The organism is Cytophagaceae bacterium ABcell3, assembly GCA_030913385.1.
In the GTDB taxonomy this organism is placed as follows: domain Bacteria; phylum Bacteroidota; class Bacteroidia; order Cytophagales; family Cytophagaceae; genus ABcell3.
The window spans coordinates 637,501-657,430 of record CP133159.1 but is presented as its reverse complement, the minus strand read 5'-3'; the positions used below and the strand labels follow the sequence as shown (position 1 = coordinate 657,430).

Sequence of the window (19,930 nt, the reverse complement as noted above, 5' to 3'; positions counted from 1 at the left end):
TTTTACATGCAACCCATGAATTAAATTAACTTTAATTAGTCTTGCCCAACCGAATTTAAGTAGCGGCATAAGCCATGGTTGTCATCAATGCATTTTCAGATTGGCGTGAATCTAACCGGGAGTGCTGCACAACTATTGGAACATCTGAAATAATAGTGCTTGCATAATCTTCGCCCCGAGGAATTGGCTCCGGATCATTTAAGTTGTTAAAACGAATATGCTCAACCCTTTTTGCCGGGACCGTATATTTATATGGCCCTACAGGGTCTTTACCTTTAAAGTATATCATGATTTCTACATGTGCATCTTGGTCACTGGTATTTAAGATGCAAGCCGTCTCATGACTTTCCATTTCTGGCTCCGGCCCTGTACTTTCATCAGGAATAAGCCCTTCTGCAATTGCCCAATGCGTTTTTCCCATTATATATTCCATAGTCTGTCGATCATCTGGTTTCTCATTAAAAAATAACCTGCCACCAATGACTATGTTTGATTTAAGAAAGCACTCTGATCATTCTAATCTTGTGAACTGCTAACCTAACTCATGTGTTTTTGCAGATAATTAAAGCAATAGATTTCGTCAATAGGGGCAATAGCAAATTCTCGTGCATATTCCAGGTTTAGAAATTAATGCTAGAATAATTTTTTAATTTTTTGTTACAAAATTCAGTTAAATAGTAAAATTTGTGAAAGTTTTAAGCAAAAGGCCAAATTCAGTTAAAAAAGCATAAAAATTAAAAAAGATGACAACACAAGGACCCATTTCCCAATTTATGGCGCACCACTACCGCCATTTCAATGCTGCCGCAATGATGGATGCCGCCAAAGGCTATGTAACACACCTGAACGAAGGTGGCAAAATGATGATTACCCTTGCCGGAGCTATGAGCACCGCAGAGCTCGGGCTTTCCCTTGCCGAAATGATTCGCCAGGACAAGGTATCAATTATTTCCTGTACCGGGGCAAACCTTGAGGAAGATATCATGAACCTGGTGGCGCACACACACTATAAGCGCGTACCACATTATAGAGACCTTAGCCCTCAAGAGGAATGGGAGTTATTGGAAAATGGCTATAATAGGGTTACCGACACCTGCATTCCCGAAGAAGAAGCCTTCAGAAGGATTCAAAAGCATATTTTTAAAATTTGGAAAGAGGCAGAAGAAAAAGGCGAGCGGTATTTACCACATGAATATATGTATAAACTGCTGCTTTCTGGTGCAATGAAAGAGCACTATGAAATAGACACGAAAGACAGCTGGATGTTGGCTGCAGCGGAGAAAAACCTTCCAATCATAGTTCCAGGGTGGGAAGATAGCACCATGGGGAATATTTTTGCATCATACTGCATAAAAGGGGAACTTAAGCCCTCTACGATGAAAAGTGGCATCGAATACATGACATACCTTACCCAATGGTACAAAGAAAACTCAGGAGGCAAAGGGGTTGGTTTCTTCCAAATTGGTGGTGGTATAGCCGGAGATTTTCCGATTTGTGTTGTGCCGATGATGTATCAGGATCTCGAGTGGCATGACGTCCCATTTTGGAGCTACTTCTGTCAAATTTCTGACTCTACCACTTCCTATGGCTCTTATTCAGGTGCTGTGCCTAATGAAAAAATTACTTGGGGAAAACTTGATATTAATACCCCTAAGTTTATAGTGGAAAGCGACGCGACCATAGTAGCGCCATTAATGTTTGCCCATATTTTAGGGTGGTAACTTTAAACCTGAAACATGCATTAGAACTTTCTATTGCGTGGCAAAATAACTCCAAATCAGACGCTTCGCTCGCATTTGGTTTTTAACCATAGAACCACTATGCTTTGCAAACCAAATACGCTGATTTTTTGTTATTTTGCCCCTCATAACGAAATCTAACGAATAATCCAGGTTAAAAAGTAGAGGGGCCATAAAGCGATACCTCTACTTTTTACTTTTTCACACTTACTTTTTTAGGTACATTAGTATTTTTTTATTAGGAATATTTTTATTTCAACACAATTCACTAAATTACGTTGATTTTGCGTTTCTTAGTTTCTAATAATTTAATCTTACCATGAAAATAATTTTACCGTTTACATTATTGCTTCTGGTAATAATGTCTTCTTGCCAAAAAGAAGAAGAGCGTGCAGACCCTCCATGCAGAGTAAGCTACTCAGTGAAGCAAGGTGAGGAAAAAGAGTTTAACGGGAGCTGGAAGTTCATTGGATTCCAAACAAAAGGCGGCGACCAGCTTGAATACCCCCCATGTATTGCCTACGACAACAATCCTAACTACCGAATTATTATAACTTTTGATGGAGGCGTATATACCGGAGCCGTTTTAAACAGGTTCGAAGGCTTCTATACAGTCAACAATGATCAAATCAGCACAGGTGAAGCAGAAGTTTCTTCATCTCTATTAGAGCCGTCAGAGCTTTTAAGCTACGAAAGCAGGCTTATAAAAGCTATTGAGACAGCAACGGAGTTTAGCATGTATTACAATATCATGACTGTCTACTACGGCGACTCAGGCGAATCCCTTTTGTTTGAAGCAATAGAGACGGGAGAGGAATGACTTCTTTACAACTTAAAACAAAAAAGCCGCCCCTGTGCGGCTTTTTTGTTTTAACCCTTAATCGTCCAAGAGGTCATGTATCGTATATAAATTACTAAAATTCAATGCCGAACAGTTCAACAACCTGCTGAAAAGCTAGTAGACTAAAAAAAATACCTGCCAGCCAAAGCAAGGCAACAGAAAAACGTCCTGGCCTGAGGTTCACAGGAATGAACCTATTGTTAATATACAATGTCCCAAAAACGATAAAAGGAATATGAATAGCAGAAATAATTCCTGATGCCGAAAGAATAGTTACAGGATCTTCCAGCCAAAAATAAAGCATCATAGGAATGAAAGCTGAAAATATGGTACTATAAACAGCGGCAATGTTTGACTTTTTTGAGACCCATTTACCATAGCCTGTTTTTGACTTTCTCTTTAATTTATGACCAAACAACAACAAGGTTGTATCAGAAAACATTCTACCATAGCCATCTTGGTTACTCATAATGCTACCAGTCAAAGCAATAAAAACACTGATGAGCAAAAACCACCTTCCTGTTTCGCCCCACACTCCTGAAAGAAGTAGGGTTAAATCTTCAGCAACCTCTACACCTTCAGGTATAACACCCTCGGGCGCAAGCAATTCTGTGCCTAAAACAAGAAACGCAAAATTGATCAAAGCACCGGTGACAATTCCCAGTAAGCATGCTGCATTCAGAACCTTCATCCATTTGCCAAACTTAATTAAACGCTCATCACTTTTTTGCAACCCTTCCTCATGGTTTAGCACCTGAATGCCATCCTCTCCTAAAAGAGAGCCTCCAAACCCTTTACTTGCTACCCAGTAAGAAAACCACAATAGGCCAGCTGCACCGGCCAGAAAAAAGCCCACCCAAGGAAGTACAAAGGTTATATCAAAGTCATAAGGGATTTGGGGAACTGTCCCACGAATCAGCGCCCCTGTTCCAGGCAACACCCGAATAGCTGTAATTAAGGCAATAACAACTAATAGCCCACCCAGGACAGATGTAGCCTTCTCAAAACCTTTATATTTTCCAGAAAGCACCAAAGCCAAACAAGCAATGATCAAGACTACTGCATAGACCACCGGACTGCCCCCAAATGTTGTTATAGCCGTACTCCCCGCAAGTAAGGCAAGACCACTGGCCATAATAATAGCAGCAAATAAGTGTGGGAGAAACAAAAACCAAACGCCCCAGTTGATAGGGCCGGGAAGCATACTAAAACCTTCTATAATAGATTTGCCTGTAACCACTGTAAAGCGCGCCACCTCTTTAATGACAAAAAATATAAGCGCACTGATCGCAATAGCCATCCACACTAATTCATATTCATAGCGAGCTCCAATCCTAGGGGTAAACAAAATTGTCCCTGACCCTATAGAAGAAACCATCCAAATCAGTCCAGGAGCTAGATACTTCACCCACTTAATGCCTGTAGGAGCCTCTTTAACTTCTTTTCTGACCAGTCGCATATTGCCACTACTTTCACCCATAGATAAACCCAACCTCTAAAACCATAAATAGTTATGTGGGCAAACTGCTAAACTTATATACATTAGGTAACTGTGTCACTTGGTGTATTTGTAATTTAAATAGATAAACATATAAGCAAAAAAATAGTCTTAAAACTAATAGCCGATAATAAAACTCATTTAACCCCACATTTTTAAAAAAGGAAAAAATGAAAGGAAAGGAAAAAGTAATTGTAATTACAGGAGCGTCAAGCGGAATAGGACGTGCAACGGCTCTGGAATTTGCTAAACAAGGCCAAACCGTAATTTTAGCTGCAAGAAAAAAAGAAGCTCTGGACGAGCTGGCCCAAGAATGCAAAGAAGCTGGTGGCGAAGCCATGGTATATGCTTTAGACGTATCAAACCAAGACCAAGTGAAAGACCTGGCCCGAAAAGCATATGAAACCTATGGAAGAATTGATGTATGGGTAAACAATGCTGCCGTAGCCATGATGGGGAAGTTTGACGACTCTCCAATAGAAGATATTGAGAGGGTCATTAAAGTAAACCTATTTGGATACATTTATGGAGCAAAAGCCGTAATAAAATACTTCAGAGAGCAAGGACATGGCGTGCTTATCAACCTATCCTCCATCGTAGGGATGACGGGGCAAGCTTATTCATTTGCTTATACCACCAGCAAAGCAGGCATTCGCGGTATGAGCTTGGCTCTACAGCATGAACTGTCTGACGAAAAAAACATCCATGTTTGCTCTGTACTGCCAGCAACCATCGACACACCACTGTTCAGACAGCTAAGCAACTATATGGGGCGTGAGGTAAAACCTATGAACCCGGTGTTAGAAGCCAAAGAAGTAGCTGAAACCATTGTAAAATTAGCAGAAAAACCGCAACCCGAAGTAATCATAGGAGGCATGGGTGTAATGAACGGCATTGTCAAAGCATTTGCGCCAGAGACTTTTGCAAAACTATACAGAAAAGGCGTTTATAAGAAGCACTTTAGCCAAGAGTCCTCAGAACCCTCAAAAGGCAACCTTTACGAGCCCAATCCTAACTTTAAATCAGTCAGTGGAGGATATGAAAATACCAGAGGTATGAGAACACCTGTCAAAAACTTGGCCCTTGCAGGAACCGCCGTGCTAGCCACCGCCGCAGGTGTGGCTTTTTTGGCAGGGAAGAAGGGGAAGAAGTAAAAAATATTTTTATACCAGTAGGCAGCAAATTACCTAAATTGAATCGCCTACTGGTTAACTTTTCTTTCACCAGTAACCTCTGGAAATTTGCTAAATACGTCTTCATACCTATCATCTATGTATTTAAGGTGTCCTTTTCTGATCATGTCTTTGATTCTAAAGATTAATGAACGTTTATAACTTAAATGTCGGCCATGGAAGATTCTTATTGAATCCAGCAGAAACTTCACTTCTAACCTATGTGATTTCCTAAATTTTGCAAACGCTTCTTTTGATTCTTTAAGATCCTTACGCTGACTATTTATAATTGCTTTCTGTTGAAGATACTCCTCCATCAATTCTTGATGAGTCTCGAGAACGACTTCCATCAGAGGGTTTTCAGGTGAACGCAAAGTTTTGCTTTGATCGAAGTTTTTCAACTGATTCCATATATACTTTTGACTATCAGTCAAATAACCTACACCATATTTCTTGTATTTATTGCTCCTGTACAATTCAGGGCAGATAAAATCTAGCGCACCCTGTTCAAGCGCAATGTCATCCCCTGACAAACTATTAATACTGTTGACCAAATTTTGAACCTCGGCCTTTGGGTCATTAAGCAATTTATTATAGTTTACTAGAATCAAATGGTCGTTAGAGAGGGAGTTAAATAAAGCTTTATGGTACTTCTCCCACAAAGCAAGGCCAAAATGCAAAGGGAACTTATTCCTCTTAAGCAAAGATTCTGCTGACTCTATTGGATCCCGATAGACCAATAGCTTTATATCATCCCTAACCATTTCTTTAAAAATTAGATATAACAGACATAGCCGTGGCTCTTTTATTGCAAAAGGCCCCTTTTTTCTAAGAAGGTTAAAAACACCTGAAATTTCTTCTTTATATTTATGAACAGAAGAATCAGTCAAAGAGTCCGTTGTAAAGCCCGCAACTTTATACCAGTCAAAATCATTACCTATCAATAATTCGTCGTTGATATTTCTTACATCTTTTCTTTCAAAAAAACCCTTAGGATTTTCCTCGCTCGTATTAGTTAATTCTTCAGGAGCCCCAACATAATATCCTAGTTTAGATAGCAAACCTGTAACCATAGAGGTGCCTGAACGGTGCATACCAAGTACAATAATGTTTTTCATAAGTCTATCTATTATTCTACCCATTTTTCCAATAGTCTTTCCGTAAATTCTCGTTTAAGTATCCAGCTGTGGTTATATGGGCTATATCCTTTTTAAGGTAGTAACTAACTAGTACTGCGGGAACAGACATAGGATCATTTTACACGTAAATATTAAAATTAAATCCCATTCAACCAAACGCTTTAAAGTTTCATCAAAGCCACCTTTTTTTCACGAATCTCTTTTAAATGCACAAATGGATTTAAATCCAAAAAAAATTTTATAATAACTTATCCAGTCAGAGCTTGTATTGAACATGGTAATACCATTCCCATTTATTGTAACCCTTTATAGCACAATATGCACATAATTAATCTGTTCTCTCTCTCAAGCTCGCTTAGCCATTTTCTCCCACGATCTTCAGAGACCACGATCTTTCTAGAACCTAAACCAAGGCGATCCAATATTACCACTAGTTAGTCGGAATAAATCCAATGTAAACGTTCTAGCACCTTTTAGGAGCTGGGACAAAAGAGAAAAAGCAAAGTAATATTCCATACCAATAGTCAGCAAATTACCTAATATGATATTGTCTACGACTTATTTTTATACCCCCAACATCTTCTGAAAACTTTATAATCCTCAACCTAAATGCTCAAAAAACTTTTAACAAAATATATTTCTGAACACTATCATCAGAAAAACCGCACAGCTCTTTCAATTTTTTAATTTTGTTTTTTGTATTTTGCAGTCATTTGTCAATACTTCCATCGAAAAGTATATAATGGTAAGAGGTTTTGACAGCCCATATTAGAAAATAGCAATTCATGAGTGATAAAAAAACGGTAATTGTTCTTGGCATGCACCGTTCAGGAACTTTAGCAATTTCAACTGTATTAGAAAAACTAGGGATCCATCCTAGCTTAAAGAATCAAATATCAGAATCAAATGACAATACTTTAAATAGTTTTGAGAAGAGAGATGATATAGGAAAAATTAATGATCTCATTCTTGAAGAGATAAACTGCAACTGGTTTTCGATTTCTAATTACAGTCCAGAAAAATTTGATTCTGAAATATCAGAAAAAACAAAGGGCTATATTAAAAACCTTGTTAAGAAAACTTACAGCGAAACCCATACAGATTTTTACCTGAGCGATCCAAGGTTTTGTTTAACTGGAAAAGTTTGGGAAAAGTACCTTAGTTTTACTGCTTACATTTTTGTATATAGGAACCCAATAGAAGTTGCTCAATTACTGAGGGAAAAAAATAGGTTTTCTTTAGATTTCTCACTTGCTTTATGGGAAAAGTATGTAAAATCCGGCGTCACACAAATAGATAACCAACCTTACTTACTCGTTGATTACAATAGTCTTACAAAAGAACCAGAATTAATTTATGAGCAGATAATTTTATTCTTGAGCGCCCACGGATTTACATTTAAAAGCAGGAATCCTAAAGAGATGGCTATAACTCTTGATTCTGACTTAAGTGACAACAGCCAATTAGAGCAAATATATCTGACAGGTGAGATCAAAGAGATATATCAAAACTTGAAAAACAAGTTCCTTCAAAAAATTAATAAAAATGTTTCTTTAAAATCTGCCTTAACATTAAAAAATACAGAAGGTATATACAAGGAATTTATTGATCTTAAAAGCCTAGCAGACAAAAAGAATGCTGAAAACTCTAAATTTTCAGAAGCCAATAGCAAGATCAAATTTGAGAAAGAAAAAGCCGAAGCAGAGCTGGAAAAACTTTCACATTGGATAGAAGACCTTCAAAAAGCACAGCAGGAAATCCTAAGATCCTACAGGTGGAAACTCGGCAATAAGTTCATTAATGCATACAAAAATCTTTTACTGAAAAACAACCAAGGAAATGTAGGGATTGAAAACTTTGAAAACACTATACAGAAATATAACATATGGAAAAAAAGTAAATTATCCGAACGACCAAGGCCTAAACAAGGAAAGCTTATAATAAGTATACTAACCCCTTCTACAAATATTCACGGAGGCACAAAAAGGCTAATGATGATTGCTAAGTTACTGCAAGAGAAAGGACATGTAGTAAACTTTATTCGTCAGTATTCAGGTAGCAAATCAGACTGGTTCAATTTTTCTGTTCCAGTGATAGACTTATATTTTGAAAGGCCTGGCTCTATAGACTCCCTAGAAGAAAGGCTTCCTGATGCAGATATTTTTATCACTTACGGCAATAATAAATCAGCAGAGATCTTCAGCAAACTTCCCGAGTCAAAAGGTTTAAAATTTTTGTTGTTTATGCATTTCGGGGTTCACGACTTAGACTTGGATATCAAAAATGCTTCTATTAAAGACTTTCACCTTCTTGCCACTACCTCCTGGATAGCAGAGCAGATACACAAACATACCGGAAGAAACGCTAAAACGATTTCTTTCGGAATACACGCTGATCAGTTTGTTGAGACCCCACAAGACCGCAGCAACAGAATTGGCTCCCTTTATCATAAAGATGAATGGAAAAGATCAAGAGATGTAATAAAGTCTTTTCAGATCCTAAAGAAAGACATAAAAGACCTAACTATGGTCATGTTCGGCCAGGAAAAGAGCCCTGAGTTGCCTGAGGGCATAGAGTATCACTATAACCCAGACCAATCGGAGTTGCGGGAAATATACTCTTCCTGTTCTGCATGGATAACAGCTAGCTTGTACGAGGGTGTAGGTATGTGTAGTGTAGAAGCCATGTTATGCAAGACTCCTTTAATTACAACCGATACTGGAGGATCCAGAGATTTCTGCACAAATAAAAACTCTTTACTTGTTGAAAAGAAAAATCCATCCTCTATTGCGGAAGCGGTAAAAAAAATCCTCTCTGATCCTGCGCTTGCTAGAAAAATTGCCAATCAAGCATATAAAGACATAAATGATTTTACATGGGAAAAATCAATAACAAAGCTTGAAACAGAGTTATTAAAAAGATTCTCCATAAAGAACCCTGAGATCAACTTCACCACTGATGTAGAATTAACAATAGGAATCCCGATTCACAATCAGGTGGACTATGTCCGCGACTGTATCAAAAGTATTCAGGAAAATACCTCGGGAGAATATGAGGTTATCCTCATTGATGATGTAAGTGACGAAGAAACCAAAAGCTATTTAAAAGAGCTAGAGTTGAATCATCATAATGTGAAATACCTGAGGAATACTGAAAGGAAAGGATTTCCTTACAATTGCAACTTAATAATAACCAACTCACGTGGCCGTTACATATGCCTCCTCAACTCGGATACAATAGTTACCAAAAACTGGAATAAATTTCTTGCGGACGGAATCAGTAAAAATGCAAACTGTGTAATCACCGGCCCGTCTACCTCTTATGGCATTGCCAAGAATTTTGATGGGGTGGTTCAACAGCTAGATGAAGTTCATACACAGAGGTTTGATATGACTTACGAGCAAATTCAAGATTTCGGAAAAGATCTTTATGAAAGAGAAAAAGAACAGTATCAAGAAACAGAGTACTTGAATGGATTTTGCTTATTCTTTAAACGTGAATTAATTAATGAAATAGGCTTTTTTGATACGAGTTTTGGACTTGGGTCAAGGGAGGAGGTTCAGTTTATAGACCGCATAAGACTTTCTGGATCAAAGCCGGTATGGGTAAAACATGCGTATGTGCATCATTATGGACACCGTTCCTTTAACTCTTATGCAGAAGAAAGCAAACTTTTATGGGAAAAGAACAAAGAGCTATATTTCAAAAATAAAAACCAAAAAATCTTAGTTAATACTACAAACAAAAGAGTTCTGTTCGTGTATAATGCCAAGTACTCAAGCTCAACACGAAAAAGAACTTTTGAAATTATAAAAGAACTTAGCCGTTATGTGAAGGTAAAGGCCAAAAAGTGGCATAAAATCAGAGACACTCATTTTGACAATTACGATATATTTGTATTTCAAAGAATAGGAGCTTTAAATGAAAAAATCTCTCCGAGCTTTCTAAAAACTGTTTTAAAAAAGAAAAAAAAGGGCGGCAACAAAAAAACATTCATTTATGATATTGATGATTACATTATTCATAGTCAAAATGATATGCCTCTTAAATTCATTAAGAACTGTGACTATGTGACCACCTCAACGAATCATTTACAAAAGCTTCTCTTAAAGTTTAACCCAAATACAGTTTGCCTTAGAAATGGCATAGACACAGACAGATTTTTAAGGGCAGAGCCAAAAGACTTAAACTCAGAATACGTTCATATCATCTGCTTTTCTATAGGCGCTGCCGGATTAGAAGCAATGAACGAACTTTCAGAGAAACTGGAAGGGCAAAAAGTTAAAATACATTTCTTCTCTTCAGAAAAGTATGAATTCCCAGTACATCACAATCTTAACATCTATGACAGTGTTGACTTAGATGAACTTTTCGGTTTCATTAAAGGAGCAGATTATGTTATAAACTGGGGAGATCATCCTGTATCCTATATCAAATCTCTGGCTCAGCAATATAACTTCAAACCTGAAGATGTAGATAATTTTATTAATGCGAAAAGTGGTTTAAAATACTATAATGCCGGAATAGCGAAGAAAGTTTTTATAACTACACCTTATCCGGTGGCTTATTCTGAAATGATTTGTCACAATCAAAACGGTTTTCTAGTAAACACTATTGATGAGATTGTACCGATTATCGCAGAACTTGAAAAAAACATAGAAAAGAAAAAAGAAATTGGATATAATGCATATCTTGATGTAAACACTAACTATTCTACAAAAACAACAGTTTTAGATTATTTATCATTTTTAGAAAAATTTTAATTAATTAAATGGGAAGCATAAAAGAAACATTATAGAGGCTAAAACAGATATAAGAAAAGCACGTCTACTAGAAATTGGCCCTTTAGACAATCCGACATATTTAAAATCTGAGGCTAATATTAAATACTTGGATTATACCTCTGAAACAATCCTTTCTGCCAAGAGCAAGAACAATCCACGTTATGCACTTGAAAGGCTGGTCAAAGTTGATTTTATTTCCCCTACGCCGGCATATTCAGAGGTTATAAATGAAAAATTTGATGTGGTTATAGCAAATCATGTCATTGAGCACATACCAGATACTATAAGTTGGTTGCAGGAAATTGAAAAGATACTTGAAACTAACGGAATTTTGTTCCTGTCCGTACCGGACAAGCGCTATACTTTTGACATTACAAGAAGAAATACAACTTTTATAGACCTTTTATACAACTATAATAACAAGGTTAAAAAACCGAGCTTCTATAACATTCTTGAACACTTCTTTTACCATAAAGCGGTTGATGCAAAAATGGTTTGGAGAAACGAACATCTGCAAAAAATACAGCAGCAACGATTTTCCCCTCAGGAAGCCCTAAAAGTTGCACAAAGACTTTCAAAAGAAGAATATGCAGATGTACACTGCCATGTTTACACCATGGATTCATTTAAAGAATTGGTAAGTGTGTTAACAGAAATGAATTATATACCACTCCAACTGGAAGAGGTGTTTGATACACAACCAATGACCAATGAATTTCAGGCAGTTTTTAGAAAGTTTTAAGATTTAGAACATTAAGACCACTTAGACAATATCTTCTTTTCATTCTCTTCAAGAGGTTTTGATGTTGTGATGTGTTGTATTGATTTTCTGATTTTGTACCTGACCAATAGCGCAGGAACAGGTAAAACTCCTGTTCCTGACGTATATTTAAGTATCAGATCCCAGTCAAGCAAACGAGTAAGGGTTTCATCAAAACCTCCTTTTATTAGATATAACTCACGCTTATGAACAAAACAATTCAGGTCAATGAAATTTGTTTTTAGCAACTTCTTCCTATTGAACGGAGAGTTAAATAATGTAAAAACCATTTTATCAACCTCATTAAAGACACTCATTGCACAATAAGCACAATCCACACTACCGGTTTTTAGTGCATTATACATTATAGATAAAAAGTTTTTATGCCAGATATTATCTGAGTCAAGGTAGGCAATAAAATCACCCTGAGCGATTTCTAACCCTTTATTTCTAGCATAACCTACACCCTTATGGGGGTGATTTACATACCTAATTTTTTTGTTTAACAGATCTTCAGAAAAAACCTTATAAACCATATCTTGAGTTCCGTCATTGCTACCATCGTCAATTATTAATATTTCATAGTGCGGATAAGTTTGAGAAAGCACAGAATCAACTGCTTTTTTTAATAGCTTGGCACGGTTGTATGTAGGTATAATAATAGAAAAAAAAAGAACGCTGTCCGTTCCTCTATTCTCTTTTAGAGAATTACGGAAAAGCTTATAATTTAACGTCCACGGAAACAAAAATGAAAAATAATATAGACACTTTTTTATTTGATACTTAATTGCTTTCATACTTTTGAAATTTTTCAACATAGGCCAATATTTGTTTAGCGCGGCGCTCGAAAGTGTGTTCTGAAATTACTTGTTTATACAAAGCCTCCCTTTTTTCCTCTATTTCATCAGCACCACCAACACATCTATCAACCCAATTGTAAAGTTCTTTTCTTGAACTATAGACCATTAGCTTATTATCAAAAAGCTTATCCATTCCATAAACGATGTCTGAAACTAAATTAGCCTTACAAGCTAAGGCATCAAAAACCCTATTAGAAATAAAGCCCTCTTCTTTCATATCAGACCAATGGTCGTTAAGAAGCACCCTTGCATTAGAATAATAATGCTTTAATTGATCATTATCAATATATCGCCCTTTTATATATCTAGTAGGTATTAACCCTTCCCAACGACTACCATAAACCTGTAGTTCTTTATCCGTAGGCAAAAGTAAGCGCAGGCTTTCACGAAGAACGTTTCTTGAGTTTCCGACATACAATACCTCAACATTAACCCTGTCATCCTTAACAGGAAAAAAGACTTCAGTGTCTGTACACTGATGAAGAACGCTAATTGACAACCCCTGACTTCCTGAAAACTTTTGTACGAACAATTCAGATGCAACAAATATATGATCATACATGTATAGCTCTTCCATAGAAACATCTGCAGGATGAGAAATTAACCACATAAAATTAATTTGGGTAGCAGCTGGATGATATTTATGTATTCCTCGAAGAACAACCACAACATCATTATCAAGAACCTCATGGCTGTACCACTTTTCCCGGGTATAGATGCGTACTTGAACATTCCCTACCCTTTCCATATTTTTTCTCAAAGCTAAGGCAAAGTGGTAATCACCCCATTCATGAGCAAACTCTAAGTCTGGAGCCGCAATTAAAACAGCAACACGTTTAGATCTCTCGGAGGATTGAATAATATCCAAAAAAGCATATACTTTCTTGTGAAAAAATTCATTGATTTCAATATTGTATGACTTATCATATTCTAAAGAAAACTCCACTACGCTTCTTCTAACCTTAGAAAAAGCTGAAGAAGATAAACATGGAGAAATAAAAAGATCATAAGCCCCTCCATACGACATGTCAAAACGCTCTGTTTTGCTGATGGCCCAAAAAATTTTTAAAACAAAAACATTCCCTATTATTAAAGTTGGGTCGTATTCGGAAACGGTAACAATAAGAACATCAACTTCATATGAAATATTATACCAATCGGAACCACTCTTGTAGTATTTAACATTTGCTCCTTTATCATAAAGTGTTTGAAGAAACATTTTAAAAGATCCATAAGGAGCCTCTTCTGAAACCACAACTCCAATAGTTAAATTTTTCTGTGTCCAAAAGCCAGGTAAAAAAGAAAACCTTTCAGCATTTACTTTTTCTTTTAAGAAACCTTGCCATTCACGTTTGAAAGATATTAACTCTCCACGTTCAAAATGCTTTTCTTTATTAAAATTAAAGCTAAGGCTAACGCTGTCAGCACAATAATAATTTACATACCCAGTACTGATAAGTTTCAAAAAAAGATCTGTACTCGCTAAATAAGGAGTGTATTTATGACTAAAACCTCCGACCTTTAGAAAAGCCTCCTTGCTAATTAAAAATAATCCATGATTGACAGCTGGGCGTTCAACTGACGCGCAAACACATGCTGAACTATAATCAGCCCCTTCATATAGCTTATATGGCTTTATGGCACCGTCTTCTTGTCTATAGGCAATACCGGCCTGTTCAACTTTAAAACTATTAGCAAAACGATGAAAAAAGGAAAATACTGTTTTACCTCCTATAGCACCAGGCTTATTAATTTTAGAATGAGCTATGACTAAATTAATAAGCCAGCCTCTTAATGGTTGGACATATGGTTCACAAAACACAAGATAAAAGCCTGTAGACATATTAACTGCACGGTTCTTTGCCTCTACTTCAGAAAGATGTTTTCCTTTAACAAACAAAAGCTTGCTACTTGTAAAAAAAAAATTCAATACATTCTTAGAGATTGAAGATATGTGCCCAACTACTACCACCTCATAGTTTGGATAAATAGTGTTGTTTAAAATATTCCTTACAATTCGTATTGTTTTAAAAATGTTACGATCATAAGAAACAATGATACTAACTCTCAAAGGTTCCGTTTGCAAATCACCAGCACTAGAGTGATAAGACCTAATTTCTCGTTTAAACATCCGAATTCGATGAAACCATATACAGAAAGCTACAAGAGTAAAAAAGTAAGTATTAATAATGCTAACATATATTGTCACTTTTTTAAGAATAAACCAAAGTACAATAACAGTAAATTTAATCCCCGACTTTAAGAAGTTAGGGAGAAAAGACCTTAACTGCTTGCCCATTCCTGCAGTACATGACTTATTAATATGCCGATTTAACCTCTCAAGCAGCGGAGAGTGTTGATACTTGTGGAGTAAATGTTGAAACATGCCCATTAATACTAACTTTTCTATTCCTAAAAACCGTTGCTTGTGCGATTGGGCGCCTTATAAATGAAACAAGAATCAACTATTATCATCCCTTCTAAAGGGGCACTTCCTTTGACCCTGAAAACAACCTTATGAACTTTAGAGGGATCTAGCTCAGAATGATGTTCAGACCAAAATACATACTTAAAAAAATTATCAATATTTTTGTATAAAAGAAGTTCACCTTTTTCATCATAAAATAACACATGCTTATGACCTTTTATAGAAGTCTCCGAGCTAGAATAGAATTGAAGAATAAAGTTGCCATCACAGCTAATATCATAGGAAACACCTTCATAACGATTCTGTAGAATTCTTATAGAATCAATGCTTCCAACCTTAACCTTATTAAGAGGCTCGCTCAAATAGTTTTCAGGAAGATAAATCACCTGTTTATCACCCCTAATTTGAGGTACGGCAATTGGATAACTATTAGAAAGATTAACACCTAAACCATCTTTACTTAAAAAGTCTCCATCAACTACAGTTTGCTTACCAATAGAAATTAGGCTATCATTAGGCTCAGTAACTATAGGATAGCTTTCAGGTAAATAAGCTTTAAGAAGAATGCTTCTGAAAGGGCAATAAACTTCTGTTCCCTCTGGGACGTTTTGTTCAATAAAGCTGGCCACTCCTTTCCAGTTCTCATATGGAGTATACTGATAAGCTCTAATAGAGTATATAGAATGGATGAAAGAAAAGGCAAAGATTAAAAGTAAAGAAAAAAGTCTAAGTTTTGGAAATAATGATAATTTATTGATGGCGTGTAAAGCCACAAAGAAAAGTACAATCAAAACAAAAGCAACCGTACGTGGTATGGGTGTCTCAAGAAGCCTGAAAACTAATAAAGACAATAGAACAGAAAAAAATAGAGTTAGTGCAGGCTTTGAAAAAGTTGAAGATTTACTAAAACTTGCAACAACACAGCAAACTAAAACTATAAATACATCTAGATAACTTTTTAAAAATGAAAACTTAAAAATAGTTTCCTTAATAGCGCTCAAACTTCCAAACTGCCTTCCCCAGCCATCTGCATAAGTAGATGAGACTTCCAACAGCTGTCCCAAAACAGGAATATGTACTAAAGCCACAACAAAACCAGAAATGGCTGCAGATATGAAAACTCCTTTTCGTTTTTCTGCAAAGGTTAACAGCAAAACCCACAGAAAGAAATAAAAAACTACACTTGTAGGAATGGTATAAACGGCCAATACACATGATATACATAGCAACAGTAAGTTCAACCTTCCCCCATCACGAAAATACTTATAAACACAAATACAACTCACCAAAATAAAAAAAGAAAGTAGCCCGTAGCCCCTAGCCTGCAATACCAAATCTAGAAGCAAACTATTGGAATATAAAAAGAACAAAAAGACAGGGGCTAATAAATACTGTTTCAAATTATAGAAATAGCTATATGCAAAAAAAATAAAAGCTAATAGGGATATAAATGAAAACATTCTAGCTCTAGCTGGCTCTACGGAATCATATCCTGGAATTATGCTATTTATAAGGGAAAAAAAAATATGATTATTAGGCACATGATAATCAGTAACAGCATTTAAAGCCCCTTTAGAAGTAAAATGCAATACTGTATATAACTCATCACACCATAAAGATGAAAAAAGAAAAGAGTTAATATTCTGTCCTATAAAAAAAAGCAAAACACCACTGAGTACGAAACTCAATGTCAACTCAACTTTTTTTAATTTACTATCTTTTAAAAAGTCCATATTTTAAAATGCAATAAATAGCTCTTACGCCATCCTTCCAACCTATTTTTTTCCCCTCTTCATATGTCCTTCCGTAATAAGAGATTCCGACCTCATATATTCTTATGCCGGGAACCCTTGCGATTTTTGCAGTTATTTCTGGCTCAAAACCAAAACGGTTTTCTTTTAATTTTATTTGCTGGATAACCTTAGTATCAAAAAGTTTATAACATGTTTCCATATCCGTTAAATTAAGGTTAGTAAACATGTTACTGATAAAAGTCAAAAACTTGTTCCCTATCGTATGCCAGAAAAATAAGATTCGGTGTGGATTATTCCCCATAAACCTGGACCCATAGACAACATCTGCAAAGCCTTCTAGAACAGGCTTAAGCAGATGGTTATACTCCCTAGGGTCATATTCAAGGTCGGCATCTTGAATAATTAAATACTCACCGCTAGCATGCTTAATGCCTGTATGCAATGCCGCACCTTTGCCTTTATTCTTTTCATGCTCCAGATACTTGATGTTCAATGAAGGATTATTGTCAATATAACGGCATATAGCTTCCCTGGTATTATCTTTTGAGCAATCGTTAACAATAACCAATTCTTTCTCTATGTCACATATAAGCTTGATGTCTTTTATCCTATCCAGAATTAAATGAATAGTTCTCTCTTCATTATATGCAGGAATAACTATTGAAAGTTTATTGATCTCTTTACATTTCCTGAATGACATAATCAGCTATTGTTGTATTTATTTATAATGTCTTTTGTCAGCCCTTGAGCTATAAGCTTCCCTTTGTGGAGCAGAATTGCTTTATTGCATATCCGTTGTACTTCGCCTAGGCTATGCGAAACAAATAAAATGGTAGACCCTTTTTCTCTAATCTCATCTATCCTTTTGTTGCACTTTTCTTTAAAAGCTTGGTCTCCCACAGACAAAGCCTCATCAACAATAAGGATTTCTGGCTGCTCTGAAACTGCCATAGAAAAACCCAGCCTTGCTTTCATGCCAGAAGAATACCTTTTTACCTGCATTTTCAAATCTTCGTTGCTCAATTCAGAAAACTCCACAATAGAGTCCATCAAAGATCCAATCTTTGAGCGTCCCATGCCCATTAAAGAACACCCAATTTTTATATTCTCATAACCTGAAAGTTCTGGTTCTAAACCAACCCCAATCGCAAGCATGGGAGCCACCTTTCCATGTACTTCCACCTTTCCTTTCTCGGGAGGAATGATTCCTGCGATAGTTTTTAAAATAGTACTCTTTCCGCTTCCATTCTTTCCAAGAAAACCTACACAGTCCCCTTCATTAATCTCGAATGAGATACCCTCCAAAACCTTTTTCTTTTGGAACAGCTTTTTTGTACCAAAAGAAAAAAGCCATTGCTTGAACGAATTAACCCCTTGCGCATGCACGTAGAAGCTAACATCAACATCTTGAACTTTTATTATTGTTTTTTTATCCACTTAATGATTAATAATGAGAATAAAAACCTTTTTCTAGTTTATGAAATACTGAATAGCCAATATACAGGAAACCGAATCCCAAGGCCGTAATAGTTCCATAAGAACCTAACGACATCCAAGCCATATCAGGTGTGTAAAGTGCCATCCTAAAAGCAGAAAGAAACTGATGAATGGGATTGAACTGCATTACCAGTTGCATTCTCTCAGGCAGCAGTTCTATCATATAAACAATAGGCGTAAAATAAAACAAAGCCGGTATAATGGTTGTCCACAGCAAGCCGACATCCCTAAAGTACACATTCAAAGCGCTGAGAATAAGCCCGAACCCTAAAGTAAACATGCAAAACATGACCAGTATATATATTATCTGTATACTTTCTAGCGATGGGCGAAAACCGAAAAACAACATGAGAACAAAGAAGGGTATTAAAGAAAGTGCCAAGTTGATAACAGAAGACACCAATGCTGATATAGGAAATATCAAGGTAGGGACATTTATTGATTTTAAGACGCCTGCACTACTTATAATTGACGTTAAAATTTGGTTAGAAGTAGTATTAAAAAAATTCCAAAATATAAGGCCAGTCAGTGCGTAAAGAGGATAGTTTTCTATTTCAGGAAACCTGGACTTGAAAATAGTTACAAAAATGCCAAGGTAAATAAGTGGGGTCAATAGACTCCAAAAATAACCTAATAGAGAATTTTTATACCTGATTTTAACATTTTTTATAGCCAGAACAAAGGCTAGTTCAAGCTTATTTTTCAATTGAGGTGCCAAAATACTTTGTTAATTAAACACAAAGATAATAAATAAGAAGCTCATTAGCCTATAATCATCCATTAATCTGACAAAGAATGTAGGGGTGAAACATGTAAGATTTGTTCATTTATACCTAAACGACCCTATTCTTTTACAATAAGGAAAAGTGCGTTATAGTTATCTCTTTGATTTATACGCTTGCCATTTATGCGAGCCGATTGAAAATCGGCACTACATAAAAAAAAGCCTTGCCGTTTACACGACAAGGCTTGTACAAAACTGGCAACGACTTACTCTTCCACGTTTTACCGCAGTACCATCAGCGCGACGGGGCTTAACTTCTCTGTTCGGAATGGGAAGAGGTGGACACCCGTGCAATAGTCACCATTAAGATCTTTAAGGTTACCACCCTTTTGGCGGACACCTGTGCTACCCCGATAGCTATCGGGATCACCATTAAGTTTTTTTTCGGTGTACCGCTATACTTGCGGTCACCTTGTTGGCCGTCCCCTACATTTGGGGAAGCTCTAATATTTTTAACATGTGAAAAGCAGACTAATAGAAATTGGCAGCGCAAAAAAGAAAGTCTCCGGGTAATTAGTATTGCTCAGCTTTGACATTTCTGCCTTTACACTTGCAACCTATCGACGTCATAGTCTCTGACGACCCTGTATAGAAGCCTCATCTTGAGGCGAGTTTCGCACTTAGATGCTTTCAGTGCTTATCTCGTCCGAACGTAGCTACTCTGCAATGCACCT

14 protein-coding genes and 2 rRNA genes (1 of these 16 cut by a window edge) are annotated in these 19,930 nt (G+C 36.4%); 5 read left to right on the top strand and 11 right to left on the bottom strand.

The genetic code is table 11. The annotated features are described in order from the left end of the window. Positions 1-55: 55 nt before the first annotated feature. Positions 56-433: a sensory rhodopsin transducer gene (locus RCC89_02775; protein WMJ72097.1), complete on the bottom strand. Its 378-nt coding sequence runs from the start codon at positions 431-433 to the stop codon at positions 56-58. 310 nt (positions 434-743) lie between these two features. Between RCC89_02775 and RCC89_02770 the strand changes: the two genes are divergently transcribed. Together RCC89_02770 and RCC89_02765 are read left to right on the top strand one after the other, a co-directional pair. Further along, positions 744-1,721 carry a deoxyhypusine synthase family protein gene (locus RCC89_02770; protein ID WMJ72096.1) on the top strand — a complete coding sequence of 326 codons (978 nt, stop codon included), beginning with the start codon at positions 744-746 and terminating at the stop codon, positions 1,719-1,721. Between the two features lie 337 nt (positions 1,722-2,058). Next, positions 2,059-2,559, top strand: a complete 501-nt coding sequence (locus tag RCC89_02765; protein ID WMJ72095.1) for a hypothetical protein — start codon at positions 2,059-2,061, stop codon at positions 2,557-2,559. A gap of 94 nt (positions 2,560-2,653) precedes the next feature. Here the strand turns inward: RCC89_02765 and RCC89_02760 are convergent, their stop codons facing one another. Next, on the bottom strand, positions 2,654-4,060 hold the full coding sequence (locus tag RCC89_02760) for an Nramp family divalent metal transporter (protein ID WMJ72094.1): 1,407 nt from the start codon (positions 4,058-4,060) through the stop codon (positions 2,654-2,656). A 188-nt stretch (positions 4,061-4,248) separates the two neighbouring features. On the opposite strand from RCC89_02760, the gene RCC89_02755 reads away from it, so the two are divergent. Then, complete coding sequence (locus RCC89_02755; protein WMJ72093.1) at positions 4,249-5,232, top strand: SDR family oxidoreductase; 984 nt, start codon at positions 4,249-4,251, stop codon at positions 5,230-5,232. Between the two features lie 47 nt (positions 5,233-5,279). Here RCC89_02755 and RCC89_02750 read toward each other — a convergent pair whose 3' ends face one another. After that, positions 5,280-6,392 carry a hypothetical protein gene (locus RCC89_02750; protein WMJ72092.1) on the bottom strand — a complete coding sequence of 371 codons (1,113 nt, stop codon included), beginning with the start codon at positions 6,390-6,392 and terminating at the stop codon, positions 5,280-5,282. Positions 6,393-7,174: 782 nt separating this feature from the next. On the opposite strand from RCC89_02750, the gene RCC89_02745 reads away from it, so the two are divergent. After that, complete coding sequence (locus tag RCC89_02745; protein WMJ72091.1) at positions 7,175-11,152, top strand: glycosyltransferase; 3,978 nt, start codon at positions 7,175-7,177, stop codon at positions 11,150-11,152. A 28-nt stretch (positions 11,153-11,180) separates the two neighbouring features. Continuing rightward, positions 11,181-11,915, top strand: a complete 735-nt coding sequence (locus tag RCC89_02740; GenBank protein WMJ75628.1) for a methyltransferase domain-containing protein — start codon at positions 11,181-11,183, stop codon at positions 11,913-11,915. A gap of 11 nt (positions 11,916-11,926) precedes the next feature. Here RCC89_02740 and RCC89_02735 read toward each other — a convergent pair whose 3' ends face one another. From RCC89_02735 to RCC89_02700, 8 genes are all read right to left on the bottom strand, one after another. Continuing rightward, entirely contained in the window at positions 11,927-12,730 is an 804-nt protein-coding gene (locus RCC89_02735) for a glycosyltransferase family 2 protein (GenBank protein ID WMJ72090.1), read from the bottom strand. Then, on the bottom strand, positions 12,717-14,924 hold the full coding sequence (locus RCC89_02730) for a glycosyltransferase (protein WMJ72089.1): 2,208 nt from the start codon (positions 14,922-14,924) through the stop codon (positions 12,717-12,719). Before RCC89_02730 ends, RCC89_02735 begins: the two co-directional genes overlap by 14 nt. Before the next feature lie 281 nt (positions 14,925-15,205). Continuing rightward, the gene (locus tag RCC89_02725; protein WMJ72088.1) at positions 15,206-16,954 is read right to left on the bottom strand and encodes a hypothetical protein; all 1,749 of its coding nucleotides are present in this window, start codon (positions 16,952-16,954) and stop codon (positions 15,206-15,208) included. Then, positions 16,935-17,675, bottom strand: a complete 741-nt coding sequence (locus RCC89_02720; protein WMJ72087.1) for a glycosyltransferase family 2 protein — start codon at positions 17,673-17,675, stop codon at positions 16,935-16,937. Before RCC89_02720 ends, RCC89_02725 begins: the two co-directional genes overlap by 20 nt. A gap of 2 nt (positions 17,676-17,677) precedes the next feature. Further along, a complete protein-coding gene (locus RCC89_02715; GenBank protein ID WMJ72086.1) occupies positions 17,678-18,412 on the bottom strand; it encodes an ABC transporter ATP-binding protein in 735 nt (244 codons plus the stop codon). A gap of 7 nt (positions 18,413-18,419) precedes the next feature. Continuing rightward, positions 18,420-19,178, bottom strand: coding sequence for an ABC transporter permease (locus RCC89_02710; GenBank protein ID WMJ72085.1), 759 nt, complete (start codon positions 19,176-19,178; stop codon positions 18,420-18,422). Positions 19,179-19,449: 271 nt separating this feature from the next. Further along, positions 19,450-19,561, bottom strand: a 5S ribosomal RNA gene (gene rrf, locus RCC89_02705). A 188-nt stretch (positions 19,562-19,749) separates the two neighbouring features. After that, positions 19,750-19,930 (bottom strand): 23S ribosomal RNA (locus RCC89_02700) (it continues 2,721 nt past the right edge of the window).

Coding starts and splice junctions, on each gene's coding strand:
- RCC89_02745 (WMJ72091.1), top strand. CDS start 7,175: ATGAGTGATAAAAAAACGGTAATTGTTCTTGGCATGCACCGTTCAGGA.
- RCC89_02765 (WMJ72095.1), top strand. CDS start 2,059: ATGAAAATAATTTTACCGTTTACATTATTGCTTCTGGTAATAATGTCT.
- RCC89_02735 (WMJ72090.1), bottom strand. CDS start 12,730: ATGAAAGCAATTAAGTATCAAATAAAAAAGTGTCTATATTATTTTTCA.
- RCC89_02760 (WMJ72094.1), bottom strand. CDS start 4,060: ATGGGTGAAAGTAGTGGCAATATGCGACTGGTCAGAAAAGAAGTTAAA.
- RCC89_02720 (WMJ72087.1), bottom strand. CDS start 17,675: ATGTCATTCAGGAAATGTAAAGAGATCAATAAACTTTCAATAGTTATT.
- RCC89_02750 (WMJ72092.1), bottom strand. CDS start 6,392: ATGGGTAGAATAATAGATAGACTTATGAAAAACATTATTGTACTTGGT.
- RCC89_02725 (WMJ72088.1), bottom strand. CDS start 16,954: ATGGACTTTTTAAAAGATAGTAAATTAAAAAAAGTTGAGTTGACATTG.
- RCC89_02755 (WMJ72093.1), top strand. CDS start 4,249: ATGAAAGGAAAGGAAAAAGTAATTGTAATTACAGGAGCGTCAAGCGGA.
- RCC89_02775 (WMJ72097.1), bottom strand. CDS start 433: ATGGAATATATAATGGGAAAAACGCATTGGGCAATTGCAGAAGGGCTT.
- RCC89_02770 (WMJ72096.1), top strand. CDS start 744: ATGACAACACAAGGACCCATTTCCCAATTTATGGCGCACCACTACCGC.
- RCC89_02730 (WMJ72089.1), bottom strand. CDS start 14,924: ATGTTTAAACGAGAAATTAGGTCTTATCACTCTAGTGCTGGTGATTTG.